The following is a 21,819-nucleotide window of genomic DNA, read 5'->3' as shown; positions in this document are numbered from 1 at the left end:
GCGCACTTGAAGCCGATCGACGCGCTCTTCGACCAATCATCGAGCAGACCGACGCCGCCGATGGCCGGCGTGGGCAGGATCGCGCTGCCGCCGCCCGTCGCCTTGCTCTCGTTGTAGAGCGAGACGTTGCCGCTCACGATCGGGAAGTCGAGCGCGCGGCAGGCGTCGCCCATGCCGCGCAGAGCCTCGACGAATTGGGCCATGATCTCGGGCCGCTGCGGGTTGCCGAAGTTAAGGCAATTGGTGACCGCGAGCGGCCGTGCGCCGACTGCGCTCAAGTTGCGATAGGCCTCGGCGATCGCCTGCTTTCCGCCCTCATAAGGATCAGCGAAGACGTAGCGCGGCGTGCAATCGGTGGTGATCGCCAGCGCCTTTTGCGCGCCATGCACGCGCACCACGGCCGCATCCCCGCCCGGCCGCTGGACCGTGTCGCCGCCGACCTGCTGGTCGTACTGCTGATAAATCCACCGCCGCGAGGCGAGGTTCGGCGAACCCATGAGCTTGAGCAGATCATCGGCGATGCTTGCACTCTGCGGTACGTCGCCGAGCGGCTTCACCTGGGCCCACGCCTTGTAGGCGTCGAGGTCCATGTGCGGCCGGTCATACTCCGGGGCCTCGTCGGCAAGCGGGCCGAGCGGGATGTCGCACACGACTTCGCCCCGAACTCCAGCACCATGTGGCCGGTGTCGGTGACTTCACCGATGACGGCGAAGTCGAGCTCCCACTTGCGGAAGATCGCTTCGGCCTCTGGCTCGCGGCCGGGCTTCAACACCATGAGCATGCGCTCCTGGCTCTCCGACAGCATCATCTCGTAAGGCGTCATGCCGGTTTCGCGGCAAGGCACCTTGCTCATGTCGAGGCGGATGCCGGCTCCGCCCTTGCTCGCCATCTCGACCGAAGACGAAGTGAGACCCGCCGCGCCCATGTCCTGGATGGCGACGATGGCATCAGTCGCCATCAGCTCGAGGCAGGCTTCGATCAGAAGCTTCTCGGTGAACGGATCGCCGACCTGCACGGTCGGGCGCTTCTCGTCGCTGTTCTCGTCGAAGTCGGCGCTGGCCATGGTCGCGCCATGGATGCCGTCGCGCCCCGTCTTGGAGCCGACGTAGACGATCGGGTTCCCGATGCCGGTCGCGGCCGAGTAAAAGATCTTGTCCGTCTTCGCGACGCCGACGGTCATCGCGTTGACAAGGATGTTGCCGTCGTAGGCGGTGTCGAAATTGACCTCGCCGCCGACGGTAGGGACGCCGACGCAATTGCCGTAGCCGCCGATGCCTGCGACGACGCCCGCGATCAGGTGCCGCATCTTGGGATGGTCCGGCCGGCCGAACCGCAGCGCGTTCAAGTTCGCGACCGGCCGAGCGCCCATGGTGAAGACGTCGCGAAGAATCCCGCCAACGCCCGTCGCCGCGCCCTGGTAGGGCTCGATGTAGGACGGGTGGTTGTGGCTCTCCATCTTGAAGATCGCCGCGTCGCCATCGCCGATGTCGATGACGCCCGCATTCTCGCCGGGGCCGCAGATCACCCAGGGCGCTTCGGTCGGTAGCTTCTTCAGGTGGATGCGCGAGCTTTTGTAGCTGCAATGTTCTGACCACATGACCGAGAAGATGCCGAGCTCCAGCAGGTTCGGCTCACGGCCCATGGCCTTGACGATGCGGTCATATTCTTCGGTGTTGAGGCCGTGGTCGGCGACGATCTCGGGGGTGATCATGGCGGCTCCCTAACGGGACGCGCGCACGAAGCCTAGCCATCGCGGCGGGTGAAGGGCACTCCGGAGTAGATCAGGGTCCGAGGCCGGCCATCGGCGATGTCCGCGAAGAGGGCTCGCTCCGGCGACCAGGCGTCCGAGCCGACCCGCCAGAGGTGACCGTCAATGCGGCTCAGCGGCGTTTCGGTGCCCAGCCACAAGCTTCCGTTTCTCTGCACGACGCGCAGAGTGCCCCACCATGAGCTATCGTTGACAAAGGATCCGGCGAGGGGCGCGAGCGCCGGATCGGGCTGCACGAGGGCAGGGGGAAGACCCGCCCGAGTGAAGCTCTCCGCTCCCCAGCTTGCGCCGCCGATTGCCGCGCCGCGCCGCTCGAACATCAGTGAAAAGTCACGGAAATCGGGGTGGGTGGTCCGGAACAACTCGCCGCCCCACGGCTGCAGTGCGGCCGCACGGCCGTTGGCGACAATCGTCAGCGGTTCGCCCGCGCGAACCTCGAACCCGCCGCTCGGCCCCGCATACAGCCCGATGTAAGCACCCGCGCCCGCAACCGGCACTGTTAGCGCTGGCGCCGGCGGGATCGGTCGCCCTGCCATCGCCGCCGTCAGCGCATCCGTCGCAAACAGGGTCAGCAGCCGTGGCCGGTATTCGGCGAAGGCGCTGATGTTGGAACAGGCGAAAGCGCCCGATCCACTCGCCTTGTCGAGGTGGAACGACGAAGAGAAGCTGACCATCCCTCCGGTGTGATGCAGATAGGCGCGGCCGGCATTGCCGACGTGCATCAGGCCGTTGCCATAGCTCATCGCCGGCGTGTCGCTCGTTACCGCGTGGCGGGTGAGCTCGGCTCCCGCGGCCGGCGACAGGCCGAGCCCGCCGCGTCCGGAGGCCGCGTCAGACAGCGTGCGGAGGAAGCGGACCATGTCGCTTGCCGTGGAGGCGACGCTAAGCGCTCCCGACGTCGCGTCGATCCACGGCGCCGGCGCCAGTGGGACGCCGCGAGCGAAGGGCGGCACGGGATCGGCGGCGCGATAGCCTTGTGCATAGAGGGCCTGGTCGCGCTGGAGGATCGCGCCGCGGCTCCTCGTCATGCCGACGGGCGTGAACAGGCGCTTTTCGAACAACCGGGCGAGCGGCTCACCGCTTGCCTGCTCGGCGACCATGCCGAGGATCTCGTACCCGGTGTTGGAATAATGCCAGTGAGTGCCTGGCGCGAAACCGGTCCACAGGCCGCCCGGCGGGTCGACCGGCGCATCCGAGGCAAGGCCGCCGACGTGGTCGAGCAGGTCCTGGACGGAGATCAGGTTCGGGTCGGGGAGGGGAACGGAGGGAGCCAGCGCGCTGACCCGGTCCGTCAGGCGCAGCCGGCCTTCACCCATGAGCTGATGAATGATCGCCGCGGTCATCACCTTGGTGATCGACCCGACCTGGAACAGCGTGTCGGGGCCGATCGTCCGCGGCGGAGTCCGGTCCGCGAAGCCGAAGTTGAGGACCGTCGCAAAGCCGCCGGGAGCGATCAATCCGAGCGTCAGTCCGGGCAGCCCATAATAAGCGAGGTGCCGGGCGCCATAAGCGCGGATCGAGTCGATCGCGGCCGCGAAAGGAGCCGCGCCCTGGGGAAGAGCCGACGCTGCGGCGAGCCTGGGCGCGGCGGTCGCGGCGAACGCTCCGGCGCCGAACTGCCTCCGGGTCAGGATCATGGGAGTGCGCCCGCGGCCTGGACGGACGCCAGGCCGCGGGGCCAGATCAATTCTGCCTCAGGCGTTCGCGTTGCAGCTCTGGGACGGATGCCCCGGAATTGCGATCGTCGCCTTCGCCGAATTGGCATCGCCGGTCAGCGAATAGCCGCCCGTAGCCGTCATCGGCTTGGTCGGATCGTCTGTCGTGACCTGGGTAGGGGTTCCGTCCTTGTCGGTGCGGATGTTGGCCGACTTGTTGTCCGACAGATAGTCGACATAGACGACCTTGTTGTCGGCGCAGCGGTAGATCTTCGATCCGACGATCGAAGGCGGAAGCGCGACCGGGCCATTGGCGGCGACAGGCGGCGTGTCGTCGCCGTTATCCTTGTTGGGGTCGATGGTTGTCGGATGGCAGCCGGCTAGCGCCGCGGCCGCCACCAAGCAGAGTGCAAGGGGGTTGCGAGTCATAACCCGCGCCAATTGCTGGCGAGCGCGCGGGCGTCAAGGGCGAGTGCTTGCATCTTGTCGTTTCGGCACATAGCTTCGGCCGCGCAATGCCTTACCAGCCCGGCACCAGCGCCCAGCGTATCCGCATCGGGCTGACCGGCCTGGCCTTCGCCTTCCTCCTCGTCCTTCTGGGGTCGGTCGTCAGCCGCTCGAGCCGCGACGAAGCCGCCAACAACGCGCAGCAGCAGGCCGCGGCCAACGATACCAGCGAGCCGCTGGCCGAACTCGGCGTGGCGCCGGGGGCTGACGGCGGCAACAACAGCGCCGCCGATGCGGCAAACGCAGCCACCGCCAGGCGATGAGGGCGGTGGGGGCGCCAGACTCGCACTCCCGATTCTCGCGCGCCACACAAGACACAGACTTATCCACAGGGCGCGAGGGTCTCGAATTCTCTCGGCGCTGGCCCGTTTCAACCCTCAAAAACCCTCGAAATTCCGCGATTCTCCACCATTTCCCATAATATCCCACGAAATCCCATTGTATCCCGCAGGCCGTTGGGTTACCAACATGGGCTGTAGCGCGGGGGCTGACCCTTTGATTCGAACCCTGACGCGGGACGCACGTGACGGCGTGTTTCCGCGAACGGCGGTCTGCGCGCGGACGGGGAGTGGACGTGGCGCTAGAGCATCTGTTTCAGGGCAGTGCGCTGAACGCGGTCGATGCGAAGGGCCGCGTGTCCATCCCGTCATTCCTGCGCACCGTGATCGAGCGCCGCGGCGATGCGCGCACGATCGTCCTTGCCAAGCACGAGGCCTTCCCCTGCCTCAGCGCCTATGACCCCGCCTACGCGGCGCTGAAGCATGCCAAGCTCGAGCGGCTGCTCGAGAAGGAGGAGACCAACCCCGACGCCGAGCTTGAGTACCAGCAACGGAACCTGATGGCGTTCGCCGCCACCGAGGAAGTTCCGTACGACAGCTCGGGCCGCATCCTCATGCCGCCGATGATGCGCCGCAAGGGCCAGGTGGGCGAGCTCGCCTTGTTCCTTGGCACCGGCGAAACCTTCCAGATCTGGAACCCGCAGCTGCTGCTGGACGACGCGCGCATCCCCGACGACCTCAAGGATATCGCCCGCTTCCGGCTGGAAGAGCGAGGCATGGCATGACCGTTGCCTCAAGCTCTCGGGCCGAGCACGTGCCGGTGCTTATCGACGAAGTGATTGCCGCCCTTGGCATCCACGACGGCGAGACCGTGGTGGACGGAACATTCGGAGCGGGCGGTTATACGCGCGCCATGCTCCGGGCGGGGGCGGGACGAGTGATCGCCTTCGATCGCGACCCCGATGCGATCGATGAAGGCCGGTCACTCGTCCCGGATCCCAAGCTCACCTTGGTCAACGAGCGCTTCAGCCAGATGGATCGCGTGCTCGAGGAACGGGGCATCGGCACGATCGACGCCATCGCGCTCGATATCGGCGTCAGCTCTATGCAGCTCGACCGCGCCGACCGCGGCTTCTCTTTCTCGGCCGACGGCCCGCTCGACATGCGAATGGAGCAGTCGGGGCTCAGCGCCGCCGACTTCCTGAACCAGGCTGACGAGGCCGAGATCGCTCGCGTCCTGCGCGAATATGGCGAGGAGCCGCGCGCGCGCGCCATCGCCCGGGCGATCGTTGCTGCCCGCCCGGTCGAGCGCACCGCCGAGCTTGCCGCCGTCGTCCGCCGCGCCGCCGGCTTCCGTCCCGGCCAGAAGAGCGATCCCGCGACCAGGACCTTCCAGGCTATCCGCATCCACTTGAACGCCGAGCTCGACGAGCTCGAGCAGGGTCTCGAGGCCGCCGAGCGCGCTCTGAAACCGGGCGGGCGTCTCGCCGTCGTCACCTTCCACAGCCTCGAAGACCGGATCGTCAAGCGCTTCTTCCGCGAACGTAGCGGAGGAACCCCCGCCGGCTCGCGCCACCGTCCCGTCCTTGCCGACCCGAACGAGCCTACGTTCGAGCGGGTCGCCAAGCCGGTTTCCCCGACGGAGCGCGAGCTGGCGGCCAACCCACGTTCGCGTTCGGCGCGCCTGCGAAGCGCGGTTCGGACCCCTGCCCAAGCCTGGAAAGGAGGCGTCCAGTGAGCGCCCGAAGCTTCCGCTCTGTCTTCATGGTGGCAAGCTGCGCCGGAGCTGCGCTCGGCTGCTACCTCGTGTCGCTTCGCGTGGCGTCCGAGCGTGCCCAGCTCGAGGACGTCGAATCACAGATCGTGTCCGCACAGCAGGACATGCGCGTCCTGCAGACCGAAATCGGCACTCGCGGCCGCCTGGCCCAGCTCGAGCGGTGGAACGTCAAGGTGCTCGCCCTGTCGGCGCCCGCCGCTCAGCAGTTCGTGCACGGCGGCTATGAGCTGGCGAAGCTGACCCGCAACCTGCCTCAGGTCGATTTCCAGGCGCCTGTCGTGATGGCCTCTGTTCCGGCTCCCCAGCATGCTCCGGCAATCGGGCAGGACGTGCGTGACGATGCCGGCGCGCCGACGTCCGTTGAGGCGACCCCGGCCGAACCATCCAGTCCGCGTGCCCTGTTGCACGAGGCAAGCTTCAAGATCGAGACGCGCGAGGCTCCGGGCCGCGCCCGGCCGGCGGTGGTTTCGCCGGCGAGCAAGGAGCCCACCGACAGGCCGGTTGCGGCGGCAAGGCCGGCCCCAGGCAAGAGGATGCAGAAATCGGTGGATAAGCCGGGCCTCGCGGCCGCCAAGCCGGTGACAAAGCCGATCCGCCTTGCGAAAAACGATCCGCTCGCCCCCCTGCCGGGCAAGCCTTCTAGGAAAACTGCCAAGGACTCCGGCTCCGCGCGATGAATGCACCTTCGCCCGCTCTCGTCGCAGCACGGCCCGAGCGGCTCCGATTGGTCGGCCAGCGCCGGCAGATTCTCGCCGTCATGCACCAGCGCCTGATGTTCGGGCTGCTGGTTTATGCCGGCATCATCGCCATCATCGCGCTGCGCATCCTTTATCTCGCCGCCTTCGGTGACCATGCCGGCCGTAAGTCCGAGCTGACCGAACTGATCCCCGACCGCGGCGACATCGTCGACCGCGACGGCCAGCCGCTCGCGCGGACGATCGATGCCTGGACCATCGCTGTCCACCCGACGAAGGTCATCGGCGACAGGCTGGCGCTTGCCCGTTCGCTTGCCAAGCTGATGCCGGAGCACAGCGAAGAGCAGTATTTCGCGCTGCTGCGCTCCAACAAGCCGTTCTTCTATCTCCGCCGCCGCGCGTCGCCGGCACTGGTCGAAGCGGTCAACGCACTCGGCGAGCCTGGCCTGGCGATCGAGCGCGAAGCCGACCGGCTCTATCCGCAGACGAGCCTTGCGGCGCACGTCCTCGGATTCACCGACATTGACGGACACGGCGCCGCCGGGGTCGAACGCGCTTTCGACAAATACCTCTCCGACCCCGCGACCCGCGGGACGCCGCTGACCCTTTCGATCTCGAGCCCCATCCAGCAGGCGCTCGAGCATGAGCTCGGGGATGCATACACGCACTTCTCTGCAATCGGCGCAGCTGGCGTCGTGATGGATGTCCATACCGGCGAAGTGCTGGCGATGACTTCGTTGCCCTCAATGAACCCGAATGTCCCGGGCCAGGGCACGCCCGACCAGATGTTCAACCGCGCGACGCTTGGGGTCTTCGAGCTCGGATCGACGTTCAAGCCCTTCACGCTCGCGATGGCGATGGACTCTGGCGTGGTCACTGGCCCTGGCCAGATGCTGAACTGCGCCAAGGTTCTTCCGGCCTATGGACATCTCATCCACGACACCCACCCGTTCGGTCGCCCGTGCTCCGTCGCTGAAGCGATGATGGAAAGCTCGAACATCGGGATGGGCCAAATCGCGGACCATCTCGGCAAGGCGCGGCAGCAGGCATGGCTCAAAAAGATGGGCTTCCTCGACAAGCCGGCGATCGAGCTCAGGGAAAAGGGCCGTCCATTGACGCCGGGATCGCGCTGGGGACCATTCGAGACCATGACGATCGGCTTCGGCCAGGGCATCGCGGTTGCGCCGCTGCAGCTTGCGATGGGTTATGCGACCCTGTTTGACGGCGGCGTCTATCATCCGCCGACGATCCTGAAGATCGGCCCCGGTCACCCGCTGCCCCCAGGCAGACGCGTGTTCACTGCCGACACCAGCTATCGCATGCGCTCGCTGCTGCGCCTGGTCGTGATCAAGGGAACCGGCAAGAAGGCCGACGCGCCCGGCTATCGCGTCGGAGGCAAAACCGGCACGGCCCAGAAGCTGATCAACGGCCATTACAGTCAGACCATCAACCTCACGAGCTTCGCCGGTGTGTTCCCGATGGACGACCCGCGCTATGTGGTCGTCGTCATGCTCGACGAACCCAAGGCCACCAAGGAAACCTTCGGCTTCACGACGGCCGGCTGGAACTCGGCGCCGGTGTTCGGCCGCGTCGTCAGCCGGATCGCACCGATGCTAGGGGTCGCGCCCGACATGAACCGTGAGCCGAACATGTCCGAGGTGCTGCCGTTCGTTCAGGACGCAAAGCAAGACACGAAGAAGGACTAACGGGCGGTGAAGTTGCGCGACATCGCCGGCGTCGATTCGGATTCTGAAGTGACCGGCTTCGCCATCGACCATCGCAAGGTTGCGGCCGGGAGCGTGTTCGGCGCCTTCCGCGGGGCGCTTCTCAACGGAGAGGACTTCATTCCGCAAGCCGTGGACCGCGGCGCGGTCGCGGTCGTCGCTGCTCCCGGGGCGCGAGTCGAGCGCGTGCCACACCTCTCCGATGCTGAGCCTCGCCGCCTGTTCGCGAATCTCGCCGCGAAGTTCTACGCGCCCTATCCCGAAATCGTGGTCGCGGTGACGGGCACCAACGGCAAGACGTCGACGGTCGAGATGACGCGGCAGATCTGGCGGATGAGCGGCCATCGCTCGGCGTCGATCGGGACGTTGGGCGTCACGACGTCCGACGACCAGGTGAAGACTGGCCTGACCACGCCCGACATCGTCACCTTCCTCAACAACATGGCCGGCCTGAAGCGCATGGGCATCAGCCATGTCGCCTACGAAGCCTCGAGCCACGGCCTCGACCAGCACCGGGCCGAGGGCGTTCCGCTCGCCGCCGCCGCCTTCACCAACTTCAGCCGGGACCATCTCGATTATCACGAGACGATGGACTCCTATTTCGAAGCGAAGATGCGGCTGTTCGATCGACTCCTTCCGGCGGACAAGCCGGTGGTAGTCTGGACCGACGATCCGAAGTCGGCCGAGGTAATCGAACGCGCCAGGGCACGTGGAAACCGGCTGTTGACCGTAGGCCGGGCGGGGAAGGCGATCCGCCTCGCCGAGCAAACGCCGACACCCCTCGGCCAGACTCTGATTCTGGAGCATGTCGGAAAGACCCACCGGCTCGCACTTCCGCTGATCGGCGCTTACCAGGCGGCGAACGTGCTGACCGCGGCGGGGCTCGTGCTGGCCACCGGCGGCGAATGGGAGGCCACCTTCTCCGCGATGCAGCGGGTCGCTCCGGTCCGTGGCCGGTTAGAGCGCGCCGTCATCAGCCGGGCCGGCGCGCCCGTCTATATCGACTATGCTCATACCGCCGATGCTCTCGAAGCCGCGATCGCCGCCCTTCGCCCGCACGTCGAGGCGCGGCTGATCACCGTCTTCGGTGCCGGCGGGGACCGTGACCAGGGCAAGCGTCCCGAGATGGGCGCCGTCGCCGCGCGCCTGTCGGACATCGCTATCGTCACCGACGACAATCCGCGCAGCGAGGACCCGGCCCGCATCCGCGCCGCGATCCTTGCGGGGGCGCCGGACGCCACCGAAGTCCCCGGCCGCCGCGAAGCCATCGGCGAAGCGATCCGTATTGCCCGGTCCGGCGACATCATCCTCGTCGCCGGCAAGGGCCACGAGACCGGACAGATCGTCGGCGACCGGGTGCTGCCGTTCGACGATGCGCTGGTTGCGCGGGAGTGCGCCGCGTGACCGCTCTTTGGACCTCAGAAGAAATCGCGAGAGCGACGGGCGGCACCGCGTCCGTATCGTTTGAAGCGAGCGGCGTCACCTTCGACAGCCGAGAGGTGCAGTTCGGCGACCTGTTCGTCGCGATGCCCGGCACTGTTCAGGACGGCCACCAGTTCGTCGCAGGCGCCTTCGCGTCCGGAGCCGCCGGCGTCCTTGTTTCGCAATCGGTGGACGGTCCACACGTCCTGGTCGACGATGTGTTCGCCGCCCTTCAGGCACTCGGCCGCGCCGCTCGCGATCGAACCAGCGCCCGCATTGTCGGAGTCACCGGTTCGGTCGGCAAGACCAGCACCAAGGAAGCGCTGTTTGCCGCCCTCGACCGATGCGCGCCGGGCAAGGTCCACCGCTCCGTCAAGAGCTACAACAATCATACCGGCGTACCGCTCAGCCTCGCCCGGATGCCGCGTGACAGCGAGTATGCGGTGCTCGAAATGGGCATGAACAACGCTGGCGAGATCGCCGCCCTGACCCGCCAGGTACGGCCCCACGTCACCATCATCACGGCAATTGCCCCGGCGCACATCGAGAACCTCGGCTCGGAGGAGGCGATTGCCGACGCCAAGGCGGAAATCTTCCAGGGCCTGCAGCCGGGCGGAATCGCCATCCTCCCCAACGACACGCCGCACCGCGACCGGCTGCTGAAGGCAGCCCGGCGCCATGCCGGCCAGATCGTCACCTTCGGCAGCGGCGACGCGGACCTCCACGCCATCCACGCGGTCACGGCCGATGGCGGCGGCAGCCTGATCAGCGCAGTGCTACTGGAACGCGAGCTCACCTTCACGATCTCGCTTCCGGGCGAGCATTGGGTGTCCAACGCGCTTGCCGTCCTCGCCGCAGTCGAAGTGCTCGGTGCCGATGTCGCTCGCGCGGGCCTGGCGCTTGCCGACATGGGCGGGCTCAAGGGCCGTGGCGAGCGGCACCACCTGCCGATCGAGGGCGGCGAGATATTGCTGATCGACGAAAGCTATAACGCCAATCCGGCCTCCATGGCCGCAACGCTCAAGAGCCTTGGTCAGGAACGCGACGTCACGCGACGGATCGCGGTTCTTGGGCCCATGCGCGAGCTCGGATCGTACGGGCAAGCGCTCCACGCCGGCCTTGCTCCCGATGTGCGCGGCGCGCAGGTCGACCAACTGATCCTGATCGGCGACGACATGCGGCCGCTGGCGGAAAAGGTCGTCGGGATCATTCCGATGGACCTGGTTGCAAGCGTCGAGGAGGCGACCGATTCCCTGATGCGGATCCTCCGCCCCGGCGACGCGGTCCTCGTCAAGGCGTCCAATTCCGTGGGGCTTGCCAAGCTGGTCGAGCGTGTGGCGAAGGACTTGCCGTGCTCTACCTGATCGCCGGCGAACTCGGCTTCCCGGGCATCTTCAACCTGATCCGCTACATCAGCTTCCGCGCCGGCGCCGCGAGTGCGACCGCGCTCCTGATCGGCCTGCTGCTCGGACCGAAATTCATCAGTTTCCTGCGAGTCCGCCAGGGCAAGGGTCAGCCGATCCGCGAGGACGGCCCGCAAAGCCACCTCGCCAAGCGCGGCACGCCGACCATGGGTGGCCTCCTGATCCTGATCTCGGTCTCGGTTTCGGTCCTTTTGTGGATGGACCTTGCCAACCCCTACGTCTGGGCGTGCCTGCTGGTGACCGGCGGCTTCGGGCTAATCGGCTTCCTCGACGACTATGACAAGGTCAAGAAGGCGCATCACGCCGGCCTGTCGGGCAAGACCCGGCTCGCGCTCGAGTTCCTGATTGCCGGCGTCGCCACCTGGATCATCGTCCATTTCGGGACCAGCAACCTTTATGTCCCGTTCAGGCAGGGGCCGCTCTTCGACCTCGGCTGGGCCTATATCGCGTTCGGCGCCTTCGTCATCGTTGCTTTCGGTAACGCGGTGAACCTGACCGACGGACTAGACGGCTTGGCGACCATGCCGGTCATCATTGCCTGCATCGCCTTCCTGCTGATCTCGTACCTGGTGGGCAACGCGAAGTTCGCGACCTACCTCGGCATTCCACACGTGCTCGGGGTCGGCGACCTCACCGTGCTCCTGCTCGCCATCGTCGGTGCCGGCCTCGCCTTCCTGTGGTTCAACGCGCCGCCCGCCGCGGTCTTCATGGGCGACACCGGCAGCCTGGCGCTGGGCGGAGCTCTCGGCACTGTCGCGGTCGCCACCCATCACGAGTTCGTGCTGGCGATCGTCGGCGGCATCTTCGTGGTCGAGGCGCTTTCGGTTGTCATCCAGGTGCTGGTCTACAAGCGTACCGGTCGCCGCGTCTTCCTGATGGCGCCGATCCACCACCATTTCGAGCATCTCGGCTGGTCCGAGCCCACGGTCGTCATCCGCTTCTGGATCATCAGCTTCGTGCTGGCGCTGGCGGGCCTCGCCACCCTGAAGCTGCGGTGATCACGGCCAGAGCCTTCGCGGGCAAGCATTACGCGGTTTACGGGCTTGCGCGGTCCGGGTTGGCAACGGTCGAAGCGCTGCTTGCGAGCGGGGCGCGGGTCACGGCGTGGGACGGCAAGGCGGAAGCTCGCAATAAACTCCTCCCCGGGACGGGGAGGGGGACCGCGACGCGAAGCGGCGTGGTGGAGGGGGCCCCGCTGCAACGCTCGCCGCAGCCCGAAGATGGCGCCCGGCTCGCTTCGCTCGCCCCCCTCCACCATCCTTCGGATGGTCCCCCTCCCCGTTCCGAGGAGGATTTGCAGATCGCCGACCTCGACACCTCCGACCTCTCCAAGTTCGACAGCTTGGTCGTGACCCCCGGCCTTCCCCTCAACCGCCACCCGATCGCCGCCCGCGCGCGCGACGCCGGCGTCGAGATCATCGGAGACATCGAGCTGTTCGCCCGCGCCCGGCCGGAGCTGCCGCCGCACAAGGTCGTCGGCATCACCGGCACCAACGGCAAGTCGACGACCACCGCGCTCGTCCACCACATCCTGAAGACCGCCGGCGTGCCGACGACCATGGGCGGCAACATCGGCCTCCCCATCCTCGCGCAGAACCCGCTGCCGGAGGGCGGTGTCTATGTGCTCGAGCTGTCGAGCTACCAGATCGACCTGACCCAAAGCCTCGACTGCGACGTCGCGGTGCTGCTCAACATCACGCCGGACCATCTCGACCGGTATGAAAGCTTCGAAGCCTACGCGGCGTCGAAGGCGCGACTTTTCAATATGCAGTCAGGGGATCATCTAGCCATCGCTAGGATCGAAGAGTGGTTCGGTAAGGGAGTAGTTGAGCGGAGTAACGCCGGCACCCTTCAGTTACTGGAGGAAGTCTGGGAGAATTTCGACTTCGACCCTTCTCTCAGTGCGACGTCGGAGCAATCGAATTGGCCTGCGCTCCAGGGGCCTCACAACCTGGAGAATGCCGCCGCTGCCGTCGCAGTTTGCTACAAGCTTGGGCTGACCGGAGAGCAGATGCGGGAAGGCCTAGAAACCTACCCAGGCCTCCCGCACCGCATGGAGCGTGTCCGCGACCTCGACGGCGTCCTCTTCTTGAACGACAGCAAGGCGACCAACCCGACTGCGACCGCGCCCGCGCTCGCCGCTTACGACCGCATTCGCTGGATCTGCGGCGGGCAGGCGAAGACAGACAATCTCGACGAATGCGCGCCGCATTTCGGGCACGTCCGCTCGGCCTACACGATCGGCGAGGCCGCCGACCTGTTCGAGCGCCTGTTAAGTCCTCACATTGCTGTACAAAATTGTGGAAAACTCGGGGACGCCGTGTTGACGGCCGCGCGCGATGCGCAGCCCGGTGATACGGTGCTCCTGTCGCCGGCCTGCGCTTCGTTCGACCAGTTCCGCGACTTCGAGGACCGGGGCGACCAGTTCCGGGCAATGGTGGGGGCATTATGATCGGCAGCATCTCCGGCAGGATCAAGGCGCGCGCCGCCTTCATCGATGGCGACCGCTACGGCCGTTCCGACACCAGCGCCATCGGCCGCTGGTTCTGGGAGATCGACAAGGTCCTGCTCCTCCTCATCACGGTGCTGATCGCGATCGGCCTGATCGCCGTCGCCGCCGCTTCGCCGGCCGCCGCCCAGCGCTATTCCGGCGGCAACGTCCGCTTCTCCGAGCTCTATTATTTCTATCGCCAGATCGCCTGGATCGGCATCGGCGTGCCCGTCATGATCGGCATCTCGATGATGCCGAGGGATCGTGCGCGCCGCATTTCGCTCGCCGGCGCGATCATCTTCTTCGCCATGCTGGTCGTCGTGCCCATCGTCGGCCCGGAAGTGAACGGAGCGCGCCGCTGGGTGAACTTCGGTCTCGGCCAGGTGCAGCCGTCGGAGTTCCTGAAGCCGTTCTTCGTCGTCGCGATGGCCTGGCTGCTCTCCCTGCGCGACGGCGACAAGTCGCTTCCGGTGTTCTGGATTTCCGCCGTTGTCACCGGCGCCGTCGCGGTTCTTTTGATGAAGCAGCCTGACTTCGGCAGTACGGTCATTTTCTGCACGGTATGGATCGCAATGCTGGCGCTCGCCGGAGTCAATATGCGAATCCTGGTCGGCATCGGTGTCGCCGGCCTGGTCGGCATCGTGCTCGCCTATCTGTTCTACGATGTCGCGACGCAGCGGATCGACGAGTTCCTGTTCGGGACCGGCGACAATTTCCAGGTCCAGAACGCGATGCGGACGCTGACCGCGGGAGGCCTGTTCGGAATGGGTCCGGGCGGCGGCACTCGCAAGTTCGGACTTCCCGAGCCGCACACGGATTACATCTTCTCCGTCGTCGGCGAGGAGTTCGGACTGATCGCCTGTCTCGCCATCGCCGCGCTTTATCTCGGCATCGTCGCGCGCGTTCTGGTCAAGCTGCTCGACGAGGAAAACAGCTTCGCGATCCTCGCGGCCGCCGGGCTCGCCATCCAGTTCGGCGTACAGGCGATGATCAACATGATGGTCAATGTTCAGCTTGCCCCGTCGAAGGGCATGACCCTGCCGTTCATCAGCTACGGCGGCAGCTCGATGCTGGCATTGTCGATCGCGATGGGCTTGCTTCTCGCCTTCACGCGCCGGAACCCCTATCTGACCCGCTCGCCCTATGTCGTGAAGTGGAGCGGGGAGTCGCTGACAGCATGAAGCGAATGCCATGAACTTCGTGCTCGCCGCCGGCGGGACCGGCGGGCATATGGTCCCCGCGCACGCCCTTGCCGCCGAGCTTCGCAGCCGCGGCCATGGTGTGATGCTGGTCACCGACGACCGCGGCGCCCGCTATCCCGGACTGTTCGACAAGGTGCCGGTCCATATCCTGCCGGCCGGGCGGCTTGGCGGCGGGCCCGTTTCGTGGCTGAAGGCCGTGCGCCAGGTCGCGCGCGGCCGCGCCCAGGCCAAGCGTCTTTATCGCGAGCATTGGCCGGACGCGGTCGTCGGTTTCGGCGGTTATCCGGCCTTCCCGGCCCTGCTTGCCGCGAGCTCAGCCCGCGTTCCGACCGTCCTTCACGAACAGAATGCCGTGCTCGGCCGAGTCAACCGGCTGCTGGTGGGCGAGGCCGCGGCCATCGCCACAGCTTACACCAAGGTCGACCGGCTCAAGCGCAAATATGAAGGCAAGACGGTGCTCGTCGGCAATCCCGTGCGGGCCGAAGTCGCGCGGCTCGGCGAGCTGCCCTTTCCGGCCTTCGACGAGTTCGCTCCCCTCAAGATCCTCGTCACCGGCGGCAGCCAGGGCGCGTCGGTGCTGGGCGAGGTCGTGCCCGCCGGCCTCGCCATGCTCCACGGCAAGCTCCGCCGCCGGCTGCAGATCGTCCAGCAATGCCGTCCCGACGACCTCGGCGAGGTGCGACTTCACTACGCGGAGCTCGGCATCCCCGCCGACCTCATGACCTATATCGAGGACATGCCGGACAAGCTCGCCGACGCTCACCTCGTGATCGCCCGCGCGGGCGCCTCGACCATCGCCGAGCTCACCGCCGCCGGCCGCCCGGCGATCCTGATCCCCTACCCGTCCGCGACCGACGACCACCAGACCGCCAATGCACGCGAGATGAGCGAGGCCGGCGGCGCGCGCACCATCCAGCAGGACGCATTCACACCGCAGGTTCTCGCTCGCCAGATCGAAGCAATGGCCGACGATCCGCTGGCTCTCAACAATGCCGCCGCCCGCGCCCTGTCGGTCGGCCGCCCTCACGCAGCGCGCGACCTCGCCGACCTCGTCGAGCGCATCGGCGAAGGCGTCGTTCCGGGCGAAGCATCGCTCGACATCGGCGCCCGCCAGGTGCTCAGCCTGCCCGCGCCGGCGAGCGTTCCCGCATGATGAAGGCTTTGGGCACCGACATCGGCACCATCCATTTCGTCGGCGTCGGCGGCATTGGCATGTCCGGCATTGCCGAGGTGATGCATCAGCTCGGCTATTCGGTGCAGGGTTCGGACGTTTCGGATTCCTACGTCGTCGAGAAATTGCGCAAGGCCGGAATCCCGGTGCACATCGGTCATTCCGCCGACAATCTCGGCGGGGCCGCGGTCGTGGTCTGCTCGTCGGCGATCAAGCCGAGCAATCCTGAGATTGCCGCTGCCGCTGAGCGCCGCCTGCCGCGCGTCCGTCGCGCCGAGATGCTCGCCGAGCTCATGCGGATGCAGAAGACCGTCGCGGTCGCCGGCACCCACGGCAAGACCACGACTACCTCAATGGTCGCGGCCGTGCTCGACAGCGGCAAGCTCGACCCGACCGTCATCAACGGCGGCATCATTAACCGCTACGGTTCCAACGCTCGGCTCGGTAAAAGCGACTGGTGGGTGATCGAGGCCGACGAGAGCGACGGAAGCTTCCTCCGCCTCGACGGGACGATCGCGGTCGTTACCAACATCGACCCCGAGCACCTCGAACATTACGGCAGCTTCGAGCGGGTCAAGGATGCGTTCGTCGAGTTCGTCGAGAACGTTCCTTTCTACGGCCTCGCGGTGCTGTGCGTAGACCACCCGGAAGTGCAGACGATCATCGGCCGCATTCGCGACCGCCGGATCGTCACCTACGGCTTCTCTGCCCTCGCCGACGTCCGCGCGGACAATGTCGCGCCGGTTCCTGGCGGCACGCGGTTCGACGCATTGATCCTCGATCGCGACGGGGAGCGGCGAGCGATCGAGGGCGTCACCGTCCCGATCCCCGGCCGTCACAATGTCCAGAATGCGCTCGCCGCTATCGCCGTCGCATTGGAGCTGGGTGTTTCCGATGACGCAATAGTTGCGGGGTTCGAACGGTTTGAGGGAGTCAAGCGTCGCTTCACCAAAGTTGGCGAGGTCGACGGCGCGACGGTTATCGACGACTATGCCCATCATCCGACCGAGATCCGCGCGGTCCTCGCCGCTGCCCGCGAGAGCGCCGAGGGCAGGGTGATCGCGGTCATGCAGCCGCATCGATTTTCGCGGCTGCAGGACTTGATGGAAGACTTTCAGAGCGCCTTCAACGACGCCGACATCGTCTTCGTCGCGCCGGTCTACTCGGCCGGCGAGGAGCCGATCGACGGAGTCGATTCCGCCGCTCTCGTCGAGGGCCTGCGCGCCAAGGGCCACCGCATGGTTCGCGAGGTCGCCGACCTCGACGACCTCTGCCGCAACCTGCGCGACCTTGCTGCCGAAGGCGACATGATCATCTGCATGGGCGCCGGCGACATTACCAAATGGGCCGCGGCTGTGGCGGATGGCGTGTGCGAGGTGAGGGCCAAGAAGTGAGCGCTGTCGTCATCATGCCAGAGGTTCGCGGCAAGCTCACCGCGAACGCCCCGCTCGCGCCGCTGGTATGGTTCAAGTCCGGCGGCTCGGCGGAGTGGCTGTTCGAGCCAGCCGACGAGGGCGATCTGGTAGACTTCCTCACGCAACTGGAGGCCGAACGCTCGCTCATGGCGCTCGGCCTCGGCTCGAACATGATCGTCCGCGACGGCGGCGTGCCCGGCGTCGTCGTGCGGCTCGGAAAGTCCTTCGCCAGGATCGAGCAGCTCGACGAAACGACGATCCGCTGCGGTGGCGGCGCATCGGGCATTCTCGTTTCATCGACGGCCCGCGATCATGGCATCGCCGGCCTCGAGTTCCTGCGCGGGATCCCAGGCACCGTTGGCGGCTTTGTCCGCATGAACGGCGGCGCCTATGGGCGGGAAGTGAGGGATATCCTCGTCTCCGCCCGGATCGCGCTGCGCTCCGGCGAGATCGTCGACTGGCCGCTGGAGAAGCTCGGCTACACCTACCGCCACAGCGAGCTCCCCAAGGGGGCAATCGTCGTCGAAGCGACCTTCCGCGGTTCGCCCGGCGACCCCGAAGCCATCGGTGCCGAGATGGACGCGATTGCCCGCGCCCGCGAGGAATCCCAGCCCCTGCGCAGCCGTACCGGCGGCTCGACCTTCAAGAACCCGCCGGGGCACAAGGCCTGGGCGCTGATCGACGCGGCCGGATGCCGCGGCCTCACTCGCGGCGACGCGCAAGTCTCGGAAAAGCATTGCAACTTCCTCCTCAACCTCGGAAGCGCGACCAGCGCCGACATCGAGGCGCTGGGCGAGGATGTCCGGCGCCGCGTCGCCGCCAAATCCGGAATCACTTTGGAATGGGAAATCCAGCGCGTGGGGACTGAAGCGTGACCCTCGACCGCAATCTCCACGTCGTCGTCCTCATGGGCGGCTGGTCGAACGAGCGTGATGTGTCCCTGACCAGCGGCCGGGGTGTTGCCGCCGCCCTGCGCGAACGCGGCTGGTCGAACGTCATCGAGCTCGACATGGACCGCGATGTCGCCCGCCGGCTGGCCGACCTGAAGCCCGACATCGTCTTCAACGCACTCCACGGCACGCCCGGCGAGGACGGCACCGTCCAGGGCATGATGGACCTGATGGGCCTTCGCTACACGCACAGCGGGGTCGAGACGTCGGTCATCGCCATCGACAAGGAGCTGACCAAGATGGTGCTGGTGCCGCACGGCATCCGCATGCCCGCCGGCACCGTCGTCGATAGCGAAAGCATCTACGCCGCCGATCCAATCGCGCGGCCCTATGTCCTCAAGCCCGTCAACGAAGGCTCGTCGGTCGGTGTCGCCATCGTCACCGAGGAGAGCAACTACGGCAACCCGATCGCCCGCTCCGCCGCCGGCCCCTGGCAGGAGTTCGACAAGCTGCTCGCGGAGCCCTTCATCAAGGGCCGCGAGCTCACCGTCGCCGTGCTCGGCGACGAAGCGCTGGCCGTCACCGAGCTGAAGATCGAAAGCGGTTTCTACGATTACGAGCACAAATATACCGATGGCCGGACCGTCCACGTCTGCCCGGCGGATGTCCCGGCGGACATTGCGAAAGTAATGATGGACATGGCCGCCAAATCGCATCGCCTCCTCGGCTGCAAGGGCGCATCGCGGTCCGATTTCCGTTGGGATGACGAGCAGGGCGAGGCCGGGCTCTATCTGCTGGAGGTCAACACGCAGCCCGGAATGACCCCCTTGAGCCTGGTGCCGGAGCAGGCGAAGCTCAGGGGCATCGCCTATGGCGAACTGGTCGAGCGTCTGATCGAGGAGGCACTGGCATGAGCGCGGCGCATGTTCGGCGGGGAGGGGCGGCGCAGGCCCGTCAGCGCAAGGGCAAGTCTTCGAGTGCTGCCAGGCGCGGGCCGGATCGCTCGCGCGTCAACAAGGTCACCGGCATCGTCTTCGGCGGCTTTCTGATCGCGATCGCCGGCGTCACGCTCGTTGCGCTCGACGTCCCAGCCCGCGCCGCGCGCTCCGCCGGCGCAGCGATGGGGGAGGCGGGGTTCACCATCAACGGCTATCAGATCACCGGCCTCCACCGCATGGCCCGGGCGCCGATCGACGCGGTCGTCGCCGACGAGCTTCATCGCGCCGCCAGCACCGCCGGCACCGCAAAGGCGCCGCAGACATTGGTCAGCACCGCCGAAATCCGCGATCGGCTACTCGGGTTCGGCTGGATCAAGGATGCTCGCGTTTCCCGCCGGCTTCCGGACACGCTTGTCATCGACGTCGTCGAGCGCACGCCCGCGGCGCTGTGGCAGGATCGGGGCGAGCTTGCGCTCGTCGATGCCAATGGCGTTGTCCTCGACCGCGTGCCGGTGGACAAGATGCCCGACCTACCGCTGCTGATCGGCCCCGGCGCCAACGGCCAGGCCCAAGAGCTCTCCGAGCTGATGGCCGCGGTCCCGACCCTGAAGCCGCAGCTCGCCTCCGCCACCTGGGTCGGCGGGCGCCGCTGGGACCTCAATTTCCAGACCGGGGAAACGGTCGCTCTGCCCGAAGGCGAGGACGCCGCCCGCGTCGCCCTCACCAAGTTCGCGCGCGTCGACAAGTCGACCGGCCTGCTCGGCCACGGGATGCTTCGCTTCGACCTCCGGATCCCCGGCAAAATGATCGTCCGCTTGCCGCATGGGCTGGAACCGATCACCGGCAACCCGCCGCAGCAGGAGGGCTAGTGGCCCAGCCGACCGACCAGTCGCTGATTGCCGCCCTCGACATCGGCTCGTCGAAGGTCAGCGCGTTGATCGCCTCGCGCGGTGAGGACGGCCGACTGACCGTGCTCGGCACCGGCCAGCGCGAAAGCCGCGGCGTAAAGCGCGGCTATATCACCGACATGGCGGCGAGCGAGTTTGCCGTTCGCGAGGCAGTCGAGCTCGCCGAGCGCATGTCGAGCCTCACCGTCGAGGATGTCTGGGCGAGCTACGGCGCCGGCGGCATCGTCAGCGACGTTGCCAATGTCGAGGTGGAGCTCGGCGGACACCAGGTCGAGCAAGCCGATATCGACGAACTGCTGCGCGGCGGACGCGACGCGATCGATCGCAACGGACAGGTCGTCCTCCACGCCCATCCCGCGCTCTACACCATCGACCGGGCGCAGGGTGTCCAGCACCCGATCGGCCTGTTCGCAAGCCGCCTCGGGGTGGACATCCATGTCATTGCCGCCGACCCAGCGCCGCTTCGCAACATCGACACGGTGATCCGTTCGGCCCACCTCGGCGTGAAGGCAATCGTGGCCTCCCCGGTCGCCGCGGCGCTTGCCTGCCTGTCCGAAGAGGAGCGGGAGCTCGGCGTCGCCCTCGTCGAGCTCGGCGCCGACGTCACCAACGTCTCGGTGCACTTCGGGGGCATGCTCGTCGGGCTGCGCTCGATCCCGCTCGGGGCGCACGACATCACCAACGACATCGCCTGCGCCTTCGCCGTCCAGCGCCGTGACGCCGAGCGCCTGAAATGCTTCTACGGCTCGGCAATGACCTCCCCACGCGATAATCACGAAATGATTGAGGCGACGCAGATCGGTGCGGAGCCCGGCGCCGAGCCGATGAAGATGACCCGCGCCCAGCTGATGATGGTGATCCGCCAGCGCGTCGAGGAGATGACAAGCGAGGTCGAAGGCGCGCTCAAGGAGTTGGGTTTCACCGGTCCAGTCGGCCGCCAGGTCGTGCTGACCGGCGGCGGCGCCGAGCTCAAGAACATTGCCGACTATATGCAAGGTGTGCTCGGGCGAGCCGTTCGCGTCGGCCGGCCAAGGCAGATCGCGGGTCTTCCCGATGCGCACAGCGGCCCAGCCTTCGCGACCCTCGTCGGCCTTGCCCTGCTCGCTGCATCCGGCGGCGGCGACATCCGGGACATCGGCATGCCGGTCGGCCCGAAGAAACAGGCCAACGGCATGTTCGGCCGGCTCATCTCGGCAATGAAGGGCGGCTATTAGGCCGGCCGATTGCGTGATAGCTGTTGCGGCCGGGGAGGGGATGGCTCCGATGGCTCGAACGACCGAAGCATTGCGCGGCGGACGCGCCGGCTTCTGGCTGACGGTGCTGCTGGGCGCCCTCATCCTGCTCAATTATATCGATCGCGGCGCGGTCGGGATCGCGGCTCCAAGGCTCAAGGACGACCTCATGCTGTCGGCGACGGCCTTCGGGGTCGCCGTCTCCGCTTTCTCCTGGATCTACGCACCCGCACAATTGGCCGTCGGCTGGCTGTCGGACCGCTTCTGCGTCTACCGCCTGATCGCCGCCGGTCTCGTCGTCTGGGCCCTCGCGACCTTCCTC

The 21,819-nt window shown here is 66.9% G+C and carries 19 protein-coding genes and 1 pseudogene; 17 read left to right on the top strand and 3 right to left on the bottom strand.

Annotation, left to right across the window (positions count from 1 at the left end; genetic code table 11):
* The 3 genes and pseudogenes from purL to JOZ79_RS02010 form a co-directional block, all read right to left on the bottom strand.
* A pseudogene (gene purL, locus JOZ79_RS02020) lies at positions 1-1,711 on the bottom strand (phosphoribosylformylglycinamidine synthase subunit PurL); the annotation flags it as partial.
* 32 nt (positions 1,712-1,743) lie between these two features.
* Positions 1,744-3,405 (bottom strand): serine hydrolase domain-containing protein, encoded by a 1,662-nt coding sequence (locus JOZ79_RS02015; RefSeq protein WP_294069885.1) that lies wholly within the window; start codon positions 3,403-3,405, stop codon positions 1,744-1,746.
* 57 nt (positions 3,406-3,462) lie between these two features.
* Entirely contained in the window at positions 3,463-3,852 is a 390-nt protein-coding gene (locus tag JOZ79_RS02010) for a hypothetical protein (protein ID WP_294069883.1), read from the bottom strand.
* 47 nt (positions 3,853-3,899) lie between these two features.
* On the opposite strand from JOZ79_RS02010, the gene JOZ79_RS02005 reads away from it, so the two are divergent.
* The 17 genes from JOZ79_RS02005 to JOZ79_RS01925 all read left to right on the top strand — a co-directional run.
* Entirely contained in the window at positions 3,900-4,193 is a 294-nt protein-coding gene (locus JOZ79_RS02005) for a hypothetical protein (protein WP_294069881.1), read from the top strand.
* Between the two features lie 311 nt (positions 4,194-4,504).
* Positions 4,505-4,993: a hypothetical protein gene (locus JOZ79_RS02000; RefSeq protein ID WP_294069878.1), complete on the top strand. Its 489-nt coding sequence runs from the start codon at positions 4,505-4,507 to the stop codon at positions 4,991-4,993.
* Positions 4,990-5,946, top strand: coding sequence for a 16S rRNA (cytosine(1402)-N(4))-methyltransferase RsmH (gene rsmH / locus JOZ79_RS01995; protein ID WP_294069875.1), 957 nt, complete (start codon positions 4,990-4,992; stop codon positions 5,944-5,946). The genes JOZ79_RS02000 and rsmH overlap by 4 nt, the downstream gene beginning before the upstream one ends.
* Entirely contained in the window at positions 5,943-6,662 is a 720-nt protein-coding gene (locus JOZ79_RS01990; RefSeq protein ID WP_294069872.1) for a hypothetical protein, read from the top strand. The genes rsmH and JOZ79_RS01990 overlap by 4 nt, the downstream gene beginning before the upstream one ends.
* Positions 6,659-8,386, top strand: coding sequence for a penicillin-binding protein 2 (locus tag JOZ79_RS01985; protein WP_294069869.1), 1,728 nt, complete (start codon positions 6,659-6,661; stop codon positions 8,384-8,386). Before JOZ79_RS01990 ends, JOZ79_RS01985 begins: the two co-directional genes overlap by 4 nt.
* Before the next feature lie 6 nt (positions 8,387-8,392).
* Entirely contained in the window at positions 8,393-9,808 is a 1,416-nt protein-coding gene (locus JOZ79_RS01980) for a UDP-N-acetylmuramoyl-L-alanyl-D-glutamate--2,6-diaminopimelate ligase (protein ID WP_294069866.1), read from the top strand.
* Positions 9,805-11,190 (top strand): UDP-N-acetylmuramoyl-tripeptide--D-alanyl-D-alanine ligase, encoded by a 1,386-nt coding sequence (murF, locus tag JOZ79_RS01975; protein ID WP_294069864.1) that lies wholly within the window; start codon positions 9,805-9,807, stop codon positions 11,188-11,190. Before JOZ79_RS01980 ends, murF begins: the two co-directional genes overlap by 4 nt.
* Positions 11,178-12,248, top strand: coding sequence for a phospho-N-acetylmuramoyl-pentapeptide-transferase (gene mraY, locus JOZ79_RS01970; protein WP_294069861.1), 1,071 nt, complete (start codon positions 11,178-11,180; stop codon positions 12,246-12,248). The genes murF and mraY overlap by 13 nt, the downstream gene beginning before the upstream one ends.
* Complete coding sequence (murD, locus tag JOZ79_RS01965; RefSeq protein ID WP_294069858.1) at positions 12,245-13,702, top strand: UDP-N-acetylmuramoyl-L-alanine--D-glutamate ligase; 1,458 nt, start codon at positions 12,245-12,247, stop codon at positions 13,700-13,702. Before mraY ends, murD begins: the two co-directional genes overlap by 4 nt.
* Positions 13,699-14,922, top strand: coding sequence for a putative peptidoglycan glycosyltransferase FtsW (locus JOZ79_RS01960; RefSeq protein ID WP_294069855.1), 1,224 nt, complete (start codon positions 13,699-13,701; stop codon positions 14,920-14,922). Before murD ends, JOZ79_RS01960 begins: the two co-directional genes overlap by 4 nt.
* Positions 14,923-14,932: 10 nt before the next feature.
* Positions 14,933-16,096, top strand: a complete 1,164-nt coding sequence (murG, locus tag JOZ79_RS01955) for an undecaprenyldiphospho-muramoylpentapeptide beta-N-acetylglucosaminyltransferase (RefSeq protein ID WP_294069853.1) — start codon at positions 14,933-14,935, stop codon at positions 16,094-16,096.
* A complete protein-coding gene (murC, locus tag JOZ79_RS01950; RefSeq protein ID WP_294069890.1) occupies positions 16,096-17,508 on the top strand; it encodes a UDP-N-acetylmuramate--L-alanine ligase in 1,413 nt (470 codons plus the stop codon). The genes murG and murC overlap by 1 nt, the downstream gene beginning before the upstream one ends.
* A gap of 14 nt (positions 17,509-17,522) precedes the next feature.
* The gene (murB, locus tag JOZ79_RS01945) at positions 17,523-18,404 is read left to right on the top strand and encodes a UDP-N-acetylmuramate dehydrogenase (protein WP_294069887.1); all 882 of its coding nucleotides are present in this window, start codon (positions 17,523-17,525) and stop codon (positions 18,402-18,404) included.
* A complete protein-coding gene (locus JOZ79_RS01940; RefSeq protein ID WP_294069850.1) occupies positions 18,401-19,333 on the top strand; it encodes a D-alanine--D-alanine ligase in 933 nt (310 codons plus the stop codon). The genes murB and JOZ79_RS01940 overlap by 4 nt, the downstream gene beginning before the upstream one ends.
* On the top strand, positions 19,330-20,226 hold the full coding sequence (locus JOZ79_RS01935; RefSeq protein ID WP_294069848.1) for a cell division protein FtsQ/DivIB: 897 nt from the start codon (positions 19,330-19,332) through the stop codon (positions 20,224-20,226). Before JOZ79_RS01940 ends, JOZ79_RS01935 begins: the two co-directional genes overlap by 4 nt.
* Complete coding sequence (ftsA, locus tag JOZ79_RS01930) at positions 20,226-21,479, top strand: cell division protein FtsA (RefSeq protein WP_294069845.1); 1,254 nt, start codon at positions 20,226-20,228, stop codon at positions 21,477-21,479. Before JOZ79_RS01935 ends, ftsA begins: the two co-directional genes overlap by 1 nt.
* A 49-nt stretch (positions 21,480-21,528) precedes the next feature.
* Positions 21,529-21,819, top strand: a 291-nt coding sequence (locus JOZ79_RS01925) for an MFS transporter (protein WP_294069842.1), incomplete at its 3' end; no start/stop codon positions are given.

The sequence above is a fragment of the Sphingomonas sp. genome (assembly GCF_019242355.1).
Lineage (GTDB): Bacteria > Pseudomonadota > Alphaproteobacteria > Sphingomonadales > Sphingomonadaceae > Sphingomicrobium.
Note: the sequence above shows the minus strand (reverse complement) of the source record. Positions and strands in the feature narration are given on the sequence as shown.